The organism is Burkholderia sp. AU39826, from assembly GCF_020419965.1.
Classification (GTDB): domain Bacteria; phylum Pseudomonadota; class Gammaproteobacteria; order Burkholderiales; family Burkholderiaceae; genus Burkholderia; species Burkholderia semiarida.
The window spans coordinates 276,520-291,299 of the sequence record NZ_JAIZQG010000004.1; the positions used below are offsets into that span (position 1 = coordinate 276,520).

Annotated in this window: 12 protein-coding genes; 9 read left to right on the forward strand and 3 right to left on the reverse strand. The window is 65.3% G+C overall.

The genetic code is table 11. The features are described from left to right. Positions 1-198 precede the first annotated feature (198 nt). The 6 genes from LGM42_RS12415 to LGM42_RS12440 all read left to right on the forward strand — a co-directional run bounded on the left by LGM42_RS12415 (position 199) and on the right by LGM42_RS12440 (position 7,201). Positions 199-1,962 carry an acetolactate synthase 3 catalytic subunit gene (locus LGM42_RS12415; protein WP_059583623.1) on the forward strand — a complete coding sequence of 588 codons (1,764 nt, stop codon included), beginning with the start codon at positions 199-201 and terminating at the stop codon, positions 1,960-1,962. 111 nt (positions 1,963-2,073) lie between these two features. Then, positions 2,074-2,565 (forward strand): acetolactate synthase small subunit, encoded by a 492-nt coding sequence (gene ilvN, locus LGM42_RS12420; protein WP_006398781.1) that lies wholly within the window; start codon positions 2,074-2,076, stop codon positions 2,563-2,565. Positions 2,566-2,653: 88 nt separating this feature from the next. Next, positions 2,654-3,670, forward strand: a complete 1,017-nt coding sequence (gene ilvC, locus LGM42_RS12425) for a ketol-acid reductoisomerase (protein ID WP_060312091.1) — start codon at positions 2,654-2,656, stop codon at positions 3,668-3,670. Between the two features lie 127 nt (positions 3,671-3,797). Next, positions 3,798-4,442 (forward strand): phosphatidylserine decarboxylase, encoded by a 645-nt coding sequence (locus LGM42_RS12430; protein ID WP_060312093.1) that lies wholly within the window; start codon positions 3,798-3,800, stop codon positions 4,440-4,442. 15 nt (positions 4,443-4,457) lie between these two features. Further along, entirely contained in the window at positions 4,458-5,330 is an 873-nt protein-coding gene (gene pssA, locus LGM42_RS12435) for a CDP-diacylglycerol--serine O-phosphatidyltransferase (RefSeq protein WP_059583621.1), read from the forward strand. Positions 5,331-5,656: 326 nt separating this feature from the next. Next, entirely contained in the window at positions 5,657-7,201 is a 1,545-nt protein-coding gene (locus tag LGM42_RS12440; protein ID WP_060312095.1) for a 2-isopropylmalate synthase, read from the forward strand. Between the two features lie 74 nt (positions 7,202-7,275). Here LGM42_RS12440 and LGM42_RS12445 read toward each other — a convergent pair whose 3' ends face one another. The 3 genes from LGM42_RS12445 to LGM42_RS12455 form a co-directional block, all read right to left on the reverse strand. Continuing rightward, the gene (locus LGM42_RS12445) at positions 7,276-8,826 is read right to left on the reverse strand and encodes a SulP family inorganic anion transporter (protein ID WP_059583618.1); all 1,551 of its coding nucleotides are present in this window, start codon (positions 8,824-8,826) and stop codon (positions 7,276-7,278) included. 40 nt (positions 8,827-8,866) lie between these two features. Beyond that, positions 8,867-9,520 carry a carbonic anhydrase gene (locus LGM42_RS12450; protein WP_059646593.1) on the reverse strand — a complete coding sequence of 218 codons (654 nt, stop codon included), beginning with the start codon at positions 9,518-9,520 and terminating at the stop codon, positions 8,867-8,869. 382 nt (positions 9,521-9,902) lie between these two features. Next, positions 9,903-10,415 carry a hypothetical protein gene (locus LGM42_RS12455; RefSeq protein WP_059583614.1) on the reverse strand — a complete coding sequence of 171 codons (513 nt, stop codon included), beginning with the start codon at positions 10,413-10,415 and terminating at the stop codon, positions 9,903-9,905. Positions 10,416-10,580: 165 nt separating this feature from the next. Here LGM42_RS12455 and LGM42_RS12460 point away from each other — a divergent pair, with 165 nt between their 5' ends. From LGM42_RS12460 to pnp, 3 genes are all read left to right on the forward strand, one after another. Then, positions 10,581-11,840: a branched-chain amino acid ABC transporter substrate-binding protein gene (locus LGM42_RS12460; protein ID WP_226232321.1), complete on the forward strand. Its 1,260-nt coding sequence runs from the start codon at positions 10,581-10,583 to the stop codon at positions 11,838-11,840. Positions 11,841-11,947: 107 nt separating this feature from the next. After that, positions 11,948-12,217: a 30S ribosomal protein S15 gene (gene rpsO / locus LGM42_RS12465; RefSeq protein WP_006398792.1), complete on the forward strand. Its 270-nt coding sequence runs from the start codon at positions 11,948-11,950 to the stop codon at positions 12,215-12,217. Between the two features lie 291 nt (positions 12,218-12,508). Beyond that, a complete protein-coding gene (pnp, locus tag LGM42_RS12470) occupies positions 12,509-14,656 on the forward strand; it encodes a polyribonucleotide nucleotidyltransferase (protein ID WP_059583611.1) in 2,148 nt (715 codons plus the stop codon). The last annotated feature ends 124 nt before the right edge of the window (positions 14,657-14,780 follow it).

Below are 14,780 nucleotides of genomic sequence, written 5' to 3' on the forward strand. Positions count from 1 at the left end.
TGATGCGCTGCGGGATATTTTTCTTGACGAGCCAATCACGACCCGCTATCGTCAGCGATTCGCAACATGAAGTGATGGTCTCATTTGAGGCTGGCCCAAGAAGCCCGCCCTTCAAACTGGACGCGCCGCTTGAACCCGAGCCACAAGCCCGGCAGAGAGCACCCGATCAATTTTTTGCCGAAAATTCGAAAGGTCGAAATGAACATGCCCAGCGCGGAATTCTCCACGTCGGAACCCCTTTCCCCTCCCGATAGCGACTCCATCGGCGGCACCGTGCTCATGAAGGCACTGGCCGACGAAAACGTCGAATTCATCTGGGGCTACCCCGGCGGCTCGGTTCTCTATATCTACGACGAGCTGTACAAGCAGGACAAGATTCAGCACGTGCTGGTGCGCCATGAACAGGCGGCCGTGCACGCAGCCGATGCGTATGCGCGCTCCACCGGCAATGTCGGCGTCTGTCTCGTGACGTCGGGCCCCGGTGTCACCAACGCGGTGACCGGCATCGCGACGGCCTACATGGATTCGATCCCGATGGTCGTGATCAGCGGCCAGGTGCCGACGGCCGCGATCGGCCAGGATGCCTTCCAGGAATGCGACACCGTCGGTATCACGCGTCCGTGCGTGAAGCACAACTTCCTCGTGAAGGACGTGCGCGACCTCGCGGAAACCGTCAAGAAGGCGTTCTATATCGCCCGCACCGGCCGTCCGGGCCCCGTGCTGATCGACATCCCGAAGGACATCTCGAAGACGCCGTGCCAGTACGAGCCGATCAAGAGCGTGTCGCTGCGTTCGTACAACCCCGTCACGAAGGGCCATTCGGGCCAGATCCGCAAGGCCGTGTCGCTGCTGCTGTCGGCCAAGCGTCCGTACATCTACACGGGTGGCGGCATCATCCTCGCCGACGCGTCGCGTGAGCTGAACCAGTTCGCGGACCTGCTCGGCTACCCGGTCACGAACACGCTGATGGGCCTCGGCGGCTATCGCGCGTCGGACAGGAAATTCCTCGGCATGCTCGGCATGCACGGCACCTACGAAGCGAACATGGCGATGCAGCACTGCGACGTGCTGATCGCGATCGGCGCCCGCTTCGACGACCGCGTGATCGGCGACCCGGCGCACTTCGCGTCGCGCCCGCGCAAGATCATTCACATCGACATCGACCCGTCGTCGATCTCGAAGCGCGTGAAGGTCGACATCCCGATCGTCGGCGACGTGAAGGAAGTGCTGAAGGAACTGATCGAGCAACTGCAGACGGCCGAGCACGGCCCCGACACCGAGGCGCTCGCGCAATGGTGGAAGGACATCGAGGGCTGGCGCGCGAAGGACTGCCTGAAGTACGACCGCGAAAGCGAGATCATCAAGCCGCAGTACGTGGTCGAGAAGGCGTGGGAGCTGACGGACGGCAATGCGTTCGTGTGCTCGGACGTCGGCCAGCACCAGATGTGGGCCGCGCAGTTCTACCGTTTCAACAAGCCGCGTCGCTGGATCAACTCCGGCGGCCTCGGCACGATGGGCTTCGGCCTGCCGGCGGCGATGGGCGTGAAGATGGCCCATCCGGACGACGACGTGCTGTGCATCACGGGCGAAGGCTCGATCCAGATGTGCATCCAGGAACTGTCGACCTGCCTGCAGTACGACACGCCCGTGAAGATCATTTCGCTGAACAACCGCTACCTCGGCATGGTCCGCCAGTGGCAGCAGATCGAATACAGCAAGCGCTATTCGCATTCGTACATGGATGCGCTGCCCGATTTCGTGAAGCTCGCCGAAGCGTACGGCCACGTCGGCATGCGGATCGAAAAGACTTCGGATGTGGAGCCGGCGCTGAAGGAAGCGCTGCGCCTGAAGGACCGCACCGTGTTTCTCGACTTCCAGACCGATCCGACCGAAAACGTCTGGCCGATGGTACAGGCCGGCAAGGGCATCACCGAGATGCTGCTCGGATCGGAAGATCTGTAACGGCGCGACGCGCGCTCGGGCCCGATGCGGCCGCCTTCACGAAGGGCGGTGCGGCACGCGGCGGCGCGCGGCGCGAGTGAATCGACACGGCACATTCTGGAAGAAGCGAACATGAGACACATTATTTCCGTCCTGCTGGAGAACGAACCGGGCGCGCTGTCGCGCGTGGTCGGCCTGTTTTCCGCACGCGGCTACAACATTGAAACCTTGACGGTGGCGCCGACCGAAGACCAATCGCTGTCGCGGCTCACCATCGTTTCCATCGGCTCCGACGACGTGATCGAACAGATCACGAAGCATCTGAACCGCCTGATCGAGGTGGTGAAAGTGGTGGACCTGACCGACGGTGCACACATCGAACGCGAGCTGATGCTGATCAAGGTACGTGCAGTGGGCAAGGAGCGCGAAGAAATGAAGCGGATGTCGGACATTTTCCGCGGCCGCATCATCGACGTGACCGAGAAGACCTACACGATCGAATTGACGGGCGCGAGCGACAAGCTCGACGCATTCATCCAGGGGCTGGACGCGGGCGCGATCCTCGAGACCGTGCGCACCGGCAGCTCAGGCATCGGGCGCGGCGAGCGCATCCTCAAGGTGTGATGCCGACGCCGGGTGCGCCGTCATGTCCCGGCCCGCAGTACTCCATCCGAACGAATTGTTGAATTTTTGAATTAGCGAAGGAACCATCATGAACGTTTTCTACGACAAAGACGCCGACCTCTCCCTCATCAAGGGCAAGCAAGTCACGATCATCGGCTACGGCTCGCAAGGCCATGCACACGCGCTGAACCTGAAGGACAGCGGCGTGAACGTGACGGTCGGCCTGCGCAAGGGCGGCGCGTCGTGGAGCAAGGCCGAGAACGCCGGCCTGTCGGTCAAGGAAGTCGCCGAAGCGGTGAAGGGCGCGGACGTCGTCATGATGCTGCTGCCGGACGAGCAGATCGCCGACGTGTACGCGAAGGAAGTGCACGAGAACATCAAGCAGGGCGCGGCGCTCGCGTTCGCGCACGGCTTCAACGTCCACTACGGCCAGGTGATCCCGCGCGCCGACCTCGACGTGATCATGATCGCGCCGAAGGCGCCGGGCCACACCGTGCGCGGCACGTACTCGCAAGGTGGCGGCGTGCCGCACCTGATCGCGGTGGCGCAGAACAAGTCGGGCGCGGCGCGCGACATCGCGCTGTCGTATGCGGCGGCGAACGGCGGCGGCCGTGCCGGCATCATCGAGACGAACTTCCGTGAAGAAACCGAAACTGACCTGTTCGGCGAGCAGGCCGTGCTGTGCGGCGGTACCGTCGAGCTGATCAAGGCCGGTTTCGAGACGCTGGTCGAAGCCGGCTACGCGCCGGAAATGGCGTACTTCGAGTGCCTGCACGAACTGAAGCTGATCGTCGACCTGATCTACGAAGGCGGCATCGCGAACATGAACTACTCGATCTCGAACAACGCCGAATACGGCGAGTACGTGACGGGCCCGCGCGTCGTCACGGAAGAGACGAAGAAGGCGATGAAGCAGTGCCTGACCGACATCCAGACGGGCGAGTACGCGAAGAGCTTCATTCTCGAGAACAAGGCAGGCGCGCCGACGCTGCAGTCGCGCCGCCGCCTGACGGCCGAGCACCAGATCGAGCAGGTCGGTGCGAAGCTGCGCGCGATGATGCCGTGGATCGCGAAGAACAAGCTCGTCGATCAGACGAAGAACTAAGCGCGCCGTGCCGTTCCGGCCCTTCGAATGGAGGGTCGGCATCAAAAAGCCGTCCGAAGGCAGCAGTGCCCCGGGCGGCTTTTGCTATGCTACGTGCTTTGCAATTCACCGAACACAGAACGAATCCATGAACTATCCTCATCCGATCATCGCGCGCGAAGGCTGGCCGTTCATCGCGATTGCAGCCGTCATCGCGCTGTTGATCCATGCCGTCGGGGGCTTCGGCTTCGCGTGGCCGTTCTGGCTGCTGCTCGTCTTCGTCATCCAGTTCTTCCGCGATCCGCAGCGCCCGATCCCGGCGCAGCCGAACGCGGTGCTGTGTCCGGCGGACGGCCGCATCGTCGCGGTCGAGACCGCGCAGGATCCGTACGCGAACCGCGAAGCGCTGAAGATCAGCGTGTTCATGAATGTCTTCAATGTTCATTCGCAGCGTTCGCCCGTCGATGGCGCGATCAGCAAGGTCGAATACTTCCCGGGCGCGTTCCTGAACGCGGCGATCGACAAGGCGTCGACCGAGAACGAGCGCAATGCGGTCGTGATCCAGACGGCGAGCGGCAAGACGGTCACCTCGGTGCAGATCGCCGGCCTGATCGCCCGCCGGATTCTCTGCTACGTCCGTGCCGGCGAGCCGCTGTCGCGCGGCCAGCGCTACGGGTTCATCCGCTTCGGTTCGCGCGTCGACGTGTACCTGCCGCTCGGCAGCCGCGCGAAGGTGTCGATCGGCGAGAAGGTCTACGCGTCGTCGACGATCCTCGCCGAGCTCGAACAGTAAGCGGCGGGGCGCACGATGGCCGCATTCAAACCGCGTCGGCCGCGCAACGGCGCCGGCCAGACGCCACGCCCGTTCCGCCGCAACAAGGTGATGGCGCCGGATTCGGCGCCCATCGAGAGCCGCCGCGCCGCGCGCCAGCGGTTCCTGAAGACGCGCGGCATCTACCTGCTGCCGAATGCATTCACGACCGCCGCGCTGTTCTGCGGCTTCTTCGCGGTCGTGCAGGCAATGAACGTGCGCTTCGAGATCGCCGCGATCGCGATTTTCGTCGCGATGGTGCTCGACGGGATGGACGGGCGCGTCGCGCGCATGACGCATACGCAGAGCGCGTTCGGCGAACAATTCGACAGTCTGTCGGACATGGTGTCGTTCGGCGTCGCGCCCGCGCTCGTGATGTACGAGTGGGTGCTGAAGGATCTCGGCCGCTGGGGCTGGCTCGCCGCGTTCGTCTATTGCTCGGGCGCCGCGCTGCGCCTTGCGCGCTTTAATACGAACATCGGCGTGGTCGACAAGCGCTTCTTCCAGGGGCTGCCGAGCCCGGCCGCGGCCGCGCTGATCGCGGGCTTCGTGTGGCTCGCGACAGACAACCGCGTGCCGATGAAGCTCGGCTGGCTGCCGTGGGTCGCGTTCGTGCTGACGATCTACGCGGGCGTGACGATGGTGTCGAACGCGCCGTTCTACAGCGGCAAGGCGCTCGACGTGCGCCACCGCGTGCCGTTCGCGGCGATCCTGCTGGTCGTCGTCGCGTTCGTGCTCGTGTCCTCCGATCCGCCGCTGATGCTGTTCTGCCTGTTCGTGCTGTACGGGCTGTCCGGCTACGTGTTTTGGGCCTACATGGCCGTGCGCGGGCGGGCGAACCCGGCGCGCTCGTCGCAGCGCGAGCACTGACGCCGCGCACGATCTGCGATTTGCCCGGAAACGGCGGCCTCGGGGCCGCCGTTTCCATTTGCCCCTTTTTCTAGTCGGGCCGCGCCGATTCCCGGGTGCCGTCCGATTGCGCGGTCAACGGAATGTCGCTATAGTCTTTGGCATGACTGCATTTCCCCGCCTCTCCCTCCTTCTAGCCGGTGCGCCGCTACGCGCGCTAGCTTCGGCGCGCCTGCCGCGCTGACCGTTCTCGCCCTCCGTCAAGCCTCGTCTGTTGTTGAGCGTCGCCAGCGGTGGCGCGATCTCGTTACGTTTGACTTCCGTATAAAAGAGCCCTGGAGCCCCCCATGACAGACAAGCTGATCATTTTCGATACGACGTTGCGTGACGGCGAGCAATCGCCCGGCGCGTCGATGACGAAAGAAGAGAAAATCCGCATCGCGAAGCACCTCGAGCGGATGAAGGTCGACGTGATCGAGGCCGGCTTCGCCGCGAGCTCGAACGGCGATTTCGACGCGATCCACACGATCGCCGGTCTCGTGAAGGACAGCACGATCTGCTCGCTGGCGCGGGCCAACGACAAGGACATCCAGCGCGCGGCCGACGCGCTGAAGCCGGCCAACAGCTCGCGGATCCACACGTTCATCGCGACGTCGCCGCTGCACATGGAGAAGAAGCTGCGGATGACGCCGGACCAGGTGTTCGAGCAGGCGCGTCTCGCGGTGCGTTTCGCGCGCAAGTTCACCGACAACGTCGAATTCTCGCCGGAAGACGGCAGCCGTTCGGATCTCGATTTCCTGTGCCGCGTGCTGGAAGCCGTGATCGCGGAAGGCGCGACGACGATCAACATTGCCGACACGGTCGGCTACGGCGTGCCGGAGCTGTACGGCAACCTCGTGAAGACGCTGCGCGAGCGCATTCCGAACTCGGACAAGGCGATCTTCTCGGTGCATTGCCACAACGACCTCGGGATGGCGGTGGCGAACTCGCTCGCCGGCGTGAAGATCGGCGGTGCGCGCCAGATCGAGTGCACGATCAACGGCCTCGGCGAGCGCGCAGGCAACACGTCGCTCGAAGAAATCGTGATGGCCGTGAAGACGCGCAAGGACTACTTCGGTCTCGACGTCGGCATCGACACGACGCAGATCGTACCGACGTCGAAGCTCGTGTCGCAGATCACCGGTTTCGTCGTGCAGCCGAACAAGGCGGTGGTCGGCGCGAACGCGTTCGCGCACGCGTCGGGCATTCACCAGGACGGCGTGCTGAAGGCGCGCGACACCTACGAGATCATGCGCGCGGAAGACGTGGGCTGGACCGCGAACAAGATCGTGCTCGGCAAGCTGTCGGGCCGCAACGCGTTCAAGCAGCGTCTGCAGGAGCTGGGCGTCTCGCTCGACAGCGAAGCCGAACTGAATGCCGCGTTCATGCGCTTCAAGGATCTGGCCGACCGCAAGGCGGAGATCTTCGACGAGGACATCATCGCGATCGTGTCCGAGGAATCGGCGCTCGCGCACGAGCAGGAGCACTTCAAGTTCGTGTCGCTGTCGCAGCGTTCGGAGACGGGCGAGCAACCGCAGGCGAAAATCGTGTTCGCGGTCGAAGGCAAGGAAGTGACCGGTGAAGCGCGCGGCAACGGCCCGGTCGACGCGACGTTCAATGCGATCGAGGGCGAAGTCGGCAGCGGGTCCGAGCTGCTGCTGTACTCGGTGAACGCGATCACGACCGGCACGCAGGCGCAGGGCGAAGTGACGGTTCGGCTGTCGAAGAGCGGGCGGATCGTCAACGGCGTCGGCACCGATCCGGATATCGTCGCCGCGTCCGCGAAGGCGTACATTTCCGCGCTGAACAAGCTGCACTCGAAGGACGACAAGGTCAATCCGCAGCGCTCGTAAGCGCCGCGCAGGACGCAGCCTCGAAACGCCCCGTGCGGCCCTGCGCCGCCGGGGCGTTCGTTTTCATTGGCCGCTCATTCGGCGGCCGGCGCGCGGAACAGCCAGCGGCGGGCGGCCGCGCGCGGCGCGGGGTTGCGCCGGCGGAACTCCACCGCGATCCCGCGCCGCGGCGCATCGGCGACGAACGCGTCGAGTAGCTCGAGCACGTCGTGGTCGATGTAGTCGGCGCGGGTTGCGTCGATGATCACGGCCGCCCGGTCCGGAATGTGTCGCAGGTGGTGCTTGACCTGCACCTTGCCCAGAAACGACACGTCCTTGCGGAACGACAGCAGGAAGTGGTCGTCGTGCTGCGCGAGCGTGACGGGGCTCTTCAGGTTCGCGACGGCCACGGCCAGCACGCTGCACGCGAGGCCGAGCGCGATGCCGAACAGCAGGTCGACCGCCAGCACGCCGACGATCGTCGCCGCGAACGGCGCGAACGCGGCCGGGCCTTGCTTCATGACCGAGCGGAACAGCGCCGGTTTCGCGAGCTTCATGCCGGTGTGGATCAGGATCGCGGCCAGGCTCGCGAGCGGGATCAGGTTGATCAGGCCGGTGAGCGCGAACACGCTCGCGAGCAGCAGGATCCCGTGCACGATCGCGGACATCCGGCTTTGCGCGCCGGCGTTGACGTTGGCCGAACTACGCACGATCACCGACGTGATCGGCAGGCCGCCGACGGCGCCCGCGACAAGGTTGCCGACGCCCTGTGCCTTCAGCTCGCGATCGGGCTGCGTCGGACGTCGCTTCGGATCGATCTGTTCGACCGCCTCGAGGCACAGCAGCGTCTCGAGGCTCGCGACGACCGCAAGCGTGATCGCCACGCGCCATACGTCCGGATTGAGCAGTTGCGCGAAGTTCGGGCCGAGTTCCGCATGCTTGAGCGATGCCGCGAGCGCCGCAAACGAGTCGAACTCGGGCAGCGTGACGCGATGGGCGGCGCCCGGTGCGGCTGCCGGAGCGACCATACCGAGCACGAGCGTCGCGCCGATGCCGAGCACGACGACCGCGAGCGGGGCGGGTACCGAGCGTACCCACGCGAAGCGCTTGAGCGCCGGCGTGTCCCACGCGATCAGCAGCGCCAGCGACACGAGCGCGATCGCCGTGGCGGCCCATGCGGTCGGCAAATGCAGCCAGTTCGCAAACGATTGCGCGGCCGGGCCGCCGATGCCGAATGCGAACGGAAGCTGCTTCACGATCAGCAGCAGGCCGATCGCGGCGAGCATGCCCTTGATGACGGGCGACGGCACGTAGGCGGCGAAGCGGCCGGCGCGCAGCATGCCGAACCCGAACTGCAGGACGCCGGACAGCAGCACCGCGAGCAGGAACGCGGAGAAGCTGCCGAGCTGCGCGATCCCTTCGACGACGATCACGACGAGGCCGGCCGCCGGCCCGCTGACGGACAGGGACGAGCCGCTCAGCAGCGCGACGACGATGCCGCCGACGATGCCCGATACGAGCCCGGCGAACGGTTCGACGCCGGAGGCGTTGGCGATGCCGAGGCAGAGCGGCAGCGCGACGAGAAAAACGACGATGCCGGCGACGATGTCGCGCGGCAAGGTGGACAGGCGCTCGTTCAGTTTCATGATTGGGGTGATTTCGTTGACATGGAGGGCAGGGCGCGGGTCAACCGAGCGCGACGGCGGTCGCGGCAGGCTCGGGCTCGGCTTCGGCTTCGGCTTCGGCCGGCGATGGCGCATAGCCGGAATCGAGTTCCTTCAGGTGGCCGTCGGCGAGCGAGAAGATCCAGCCGTGCACGAGCGGCGGCCGTTCGCGCCCGCGCACGATCGGCGACGCACGCAGCAGCCGCACCTGTTCGAGCACGTTCAGCTCGGCGAGGCGATCGGCGGCAGCCATGTCGTCGAGCCCGTCGAGCGTATCGCGATGGCGCCGCGCGAGCGCGCAGAGCGGCGCGATGCGGCGCGCGACGTGCGGCAGGTCGGCGGGCGGCGGCAGCAGCGATGCGCGCACGCCGCCGCACCCGTAGTGCCCGCACACGATCACGTGGTCGACCTTCAACACCCGCACCGCGTACTCGAGCACGCTGGCGGAATTGTCGTCGTCCGGGTGGAACAGGTTCGCGATGTTGCGATGGACGAACAGCTCGCCGGGCGCGCAGTGCGTGATGGTCTCGGCCGGCACGCGGCTGTCGGCGCAGCCGATCCACAGTACGCGCGGATTCTGGCCGCGTGCGAGCGCGTCGAAGAAGCCGGGCGTGTGTTCGCGCGTCTCGCGGGCCCAGGCAATGTTGGCAACCAGCATGCTCTTGGGGCGATTCATGAGGACTCCTTTTTGATCAAGGCAAATAAATATCGAGCGAAATGGCGCAGCCGCATTCTTTCTAAATTGAAAGGTTCGATTTCGACTGATATTAGGGGTATGCCCTAGCACTCGTCGTGGGTTGAAACAAATTGTTTCAAATTGATTGGGCGTAGTGCATTGCCTGCACCAGTGCGACGCATGACATGCACTGGCTATGCCTATTTCGGCTCAAGCGCCCGCATGACGGGGCGTTCAGCGTATTGCCATCGGAATATTAACGATCGGAAAAGTTTTCCGTCTTATTCCTGCAATTAAATAAGGCAGCGGAAAAAATGAAATGGCCATTCGGCAATCATTCGTGAATGGCCATTGCGACAATTGCGTGTCGATGCGCAATCGGTCAGAACAGGGTGCGGCGATCGGGATCGTGCAGCGGGTCCGGCGTTTTCTGCGTGGTGCGCAGGATGCCCTGCGGATCGAAGTAGAAGCTGTACATCATGTACCAGACGTTGTCCTCGAGATACCGGTACGTCCATACCTCGCGCTTCATCAGCGGGAAGTAGGAGGTCTCGACCGGGCGTCCGAAATTGACGAGGACGTCGGTTTTCGTCCACTTGCCGATCTCCGCGCGATAGAACTCGCTCGGCTGCAGCACCTGGCGCACGTTGACGATCCGGTGGGCGGCATCGACGTCGGCCGCGATCGTGATCTCGCCCATCGGCTGGGTCGGCCACATCAGGCGCTTGCCGCCGCCGGGCAGGTCGTAGATCTCGCGCGGCGGGCCCATGCGCGCGACGATCGCCGATTCGTCCTGGCCGGCCTGGTATTGCTGCCACGGTTGCGCGCAACCGGCCAGCAGCGCGGCGGCGCAGGCGGCGAGCACCGGCAGGCGCGCGGGAATGCGAATGCGCATCGGATTCTCCAGAACACGGAAACAGATCCCGTTTTATCACGGACGGCGCGCGATCGCGCATCGGCAGGAAAAAATCGATGCGGATCGGGCTCGCCGCGCTTGCGGGCGGCCGGCGCACCGGCCTATGATCCGCGCTTCTCGGGCAGATTGAAGGGCAGGTGGCCGATGCAGGGATGGAAGCGGTGGGCGCTCGCGTGGAGCGCGGGGTGGATGCTGGTGTCGTCCGCGTGTGCCGGCGGCGAGCCGGTGCGGATCGCGCTGATCGAAGGGATGTCGGGCCCGTTCGCGAACGCGGGCGCGGCGGTCGAGCGCAACCTGCGCTTCGGCGTCGAGCAGGTCAATGCGGCGGGCGGCGTGAAGCTGCGCGACGGCGCGCACCCGCTCGAACTCGTCGTGCTCGACAGCAAGGGCAGCCCGGAAGAGGCGCTCGTGCAGTTGCGCGCGGCGGCCGATCGCCATATCGGCTTCGTCGCGCAGGGCAACAGCTCGGCCGTCGCCGCCGCGCTCGTCGCGGCGCTCGACAAGCTGAACGCGCGCGATCCGGACAACCGGATGCTGTTCCTGAACTACTCGGCGGACGATCCGGCGCTGACCGGCGCGCGCTGCAGTTTCTGGCATTTCCGCTTCGATGCGCACGCCGGCATGCGAATGGCCGCGCTCGCGGACGTGATGGCGCGCGATCGCGCGCTGCGCAAGGTCTATCTGCTGAATCAGGACTACAGCTTCGGCCATGACGTCAGCACCCTCGCGCGGCAGGCGCTGGCCGCGCGGCGCCCGGACGTGACGATCGCCGGCGACGAATTCCACCCGATCGGCCGGATCAAGGATTTCTCGCCGTATATCGCGAAGATCCGGGCGAGCGGCGCGGACGCCGTCGTGACCGGCAACTGGGGCAACGACCTCACGCTGCTCGTGAAGGCGGCGCGCGAACAGGGGCTGAACGCGAAGTTCTATACGTTCTACGGCAACAGCCTCGGCGCGCCGGCGGCCCTGGGCGACGCGGGCGTCGGCCGCGTCGTGGCGGTGGCCGACTGGCATCCGAACGCCGGCGGCGCCAGATCCGACGCGTTCTACCGCGCGTTCCGCACCCGTTTCCCGGCCGCGCAGGACGACTATCCGGTGCGGCGGATGAGCCAGATGATCGAGATGCTGGCCGCCGCGATGACCCGCGCGGGTTCGGCCGACCCCGTCGCGGTCGCGCGTGCGCTCGAGGGCCTGCCGTTCGACGACGGCTTTCACGCGTCGCGGATGCGCGCGCAGGATCACCAACTGATCCAGCCCCTTTACGTGATGGAAATGGACAAGGTCGGCACGCCGGGCGTGCGCTTCGACAACGAGGGATCGGGCTATGGCTTCCGGACGGTCCTGGCGGTGCCGGCGCAACGCACGGAGATGCCGTCGGCGTGCTCGATGACGCGCCCGTGACGGGAGGCGGCAAGAACGGCGCCGAGTTGTGCTACAATGCGCGCCGGTTGTAAGTCACGGCACGGCCATTCTTCCGTGTCCGCCTGTTCAGTTAGAAAGGAAATCACATGTCTGTTGCAGATATCAAGAAGTCGGAAGTCGTTGCTCAGTTCGCCCGCGGTACCAACGACACGGGGTCGCCCGAAGTCCAGGTCGCACTGCTGACCGCACGTATCGTCGAACTGACGGGTCACTTCAAGACCCACGCGAAGGATCACCACAGCCGCCGCGGCCTGCTGCGCATGGTGAGCCGCCGCCGCAAGCTGCTCGACTACCTCAAGGGCAAGGATGCCGATCGTTACCGCGCACTGATCGAGAAGCTGGGTCTGCGTAAGTAATCGAGGCGATTGCCGCCAGCAAGATGCCTGTGTCAGTCCGCTGATACAGGCATTTTGTTTTTGCGCGGTGCGTAGCGTCACACGCATCGCAGGCTGTCCGGCACGTTCGTGCGGGGCCGCCGCCACGACCGATACCGGGGCAGGATTTGTGTCATTCCAGCGCGTCGCTGCGTGAGCGCCGCGCTGGAATGGCATAAAAAACACACCTTGCTCCGGGTGATTCGGTCGGGACGCCGCCGCGCGGGGGTCGCCGGCGCGGCGAATGAAATGCATGAATACAAAGGAGCAACCATGTCCATGTTCAACAAGGTCGTGAAGGAATTCCAGTGGGGCCAGCACAAGGTGCGCCTCGAAACCGGTGAAGTCGCTCGCCAGGCAAGCGGCGCCGTGATCGTCGACGTCGAGGATACCGTCGTGCTGGCAACCGTCGTCGGCGCGAAGTCGGCGAAGCCGGGCCAGGATTTCTTCCCGCTGACCGTCGACTACCTCGAGAAGACCTACTCGGCCGGCAAGATCCCGGGCGGCTTCTTCCGTCGCGAAGGCCGTCCGTCGGAGCACGAGACGCTGACGTCGCGCCTGATCGACCGTCCGCTGCGCCCGCTGTTCCCGGAAGGCTTCTACAACGAAGTCCAGGTCGTGATCCACGTGCTGTCCGTGAACCCGGAAATCCCGGCGGACATCCCCGCGCTGATCGGCGCATCGGCCGCGCTCGCCGTGTCGGGCCTGCCGTTCAACGGCCCGGTCGGTGCCGCGCGCGTGGCGTACATCGACAACGCGTACGTGCTGAACCCGACGCGTGACCAGCTCAAGGCATCGAGCCTCGACCTCGTCGTCGCGGGTACGGAGCGCGCCGTGCTGATGGTCGAGTCGGAAGCCGATCAGCTGTCGGAAGAAGTGATGCTGGGCGCCGTGGTGTTCGGCCACGAGCAGATGCAGGTCGCGATCGACGCGATCCACGAACTGGTGCGCGATGGCGGCAAGCCCGAGTGGGACTGGCAGCCGGCGCCGAAGAACGAGGCGCTGATCGCGCGCGTGACCGAGCTCGCGCAGAACGATCTGCTCGCCGCTTACCAGCTCCGCGACAAGCAGGCGCGCTCGGCGAAGCTGAAGGAAGTCTACGCGGCGACCTCGGCGAAGCTCGAGGAAGACGCGCTGGCGGCCGGCACGGTCGCGGCCGACAAGGCCACGGTCGGCAATATCCTGTTCGACATCGAAGCGAAGATCGTCCGTTCGCAGATCCTGAACGGCGAGCCGCGCATCGACGGTCGCGACACGCGCACCGTGCGCCCGATCGAGATCCGCACCGGCGTGCTGCCGCGCACCCACGGCTCGGCGCTGTTCACGCGCGGCGAAACGCAGGCGCTGGTCGTCGCGACGCTCGGCACGAAGGGTGACGAGCAGATCATCGACGCGCTCGAAGGCGAATACCGCGAGCGCTTCATGCTCCACTACAACATGCCCCCGTTCGCGACCGGCGAAACCGGCCGCGTCGGCTCGCCGAAGCGTCGCGAAATCGGCCACGGCCGCCTCGCGAAACGCGCGCTGGTCAAGTGCCTGCCGAGCGCCGACGAATTCGGCTACTCGATCCGCGTCGTGTCGGAAATCACCGAGTCGAACGGTTCGTCGTCGATGGCGTCGGTGTGCGGCGGCTGCCTCGCGCTGATGGACGCCGGCGTGCCGATGAAGGCGCACGTCGCCGGTATCGCGATGGGCCTGATCCTCGAAGGCAACAAGTTCGCGGTGCTGACCGACATCCTCGGCGACGAAGATCACCTCGGCGACATGGACTTCAAGGTGGCCGGCACGGAGCAAGGCGTGACGGCGCTGCAGATGGACATCAAGATCCAGGGCATCACGAAGGAAATCATGCAGGTCGCGCTCGCGCAGGCGAAGGAAGGCCGCCTGCACATCCTCGGCAAGATGACGTCGGCGGTGTCGGGTGCGAACACGCAACTGTCGGAATTCGCGCCGCGCATGATCACGATCAAGATCAACCCGGAAAAGATCCGCGACGTGATCGGCAAGGGCGGTTCGGTGATCCGCGCGCTGACGGAAGAGACGGGCACGACCATCGACATCTCGGACGACGGCGTCGTGACGATCGCGAGCACGAGCAGCGAAGGCATGGCCGAAGCGAAGAAGCGCATCGAGCAAATCACGGCCGAGATCGAAGTCGGCCAGGTGTACGAAGGCACGGTGCTCAAGCTGCTCGATTTCGGTGCGATCGTGAACCTGCTGCCCGGCAAGGACGGCCTGCTGCACATCTCGGAAATCGTCAACGAGCGCGTGAAGGACATCAACGACTACCTGAAGGAAGGTCAGCAGGTGAAGGTCAAGGTGATCCAGACGGACGAGAAGGGTCGCGTGCGTCTGTCGGCCAAGGCGCTGCTGAATGAAGCAGCGGCGGCAGCGCAGTCCGATACGCCGCCGCAGCAGTAAGCGGACAGGCGGATCAACGGCCGGCAGTGCGAAAGCGTGCCGGCCGTTTTTTCTGTAGCATCGTTGCGCGGCGCAGCAGCGCCGGCGAGGCGCTCGCGCCGTGCGCGCGCGTGCCATCCGATTC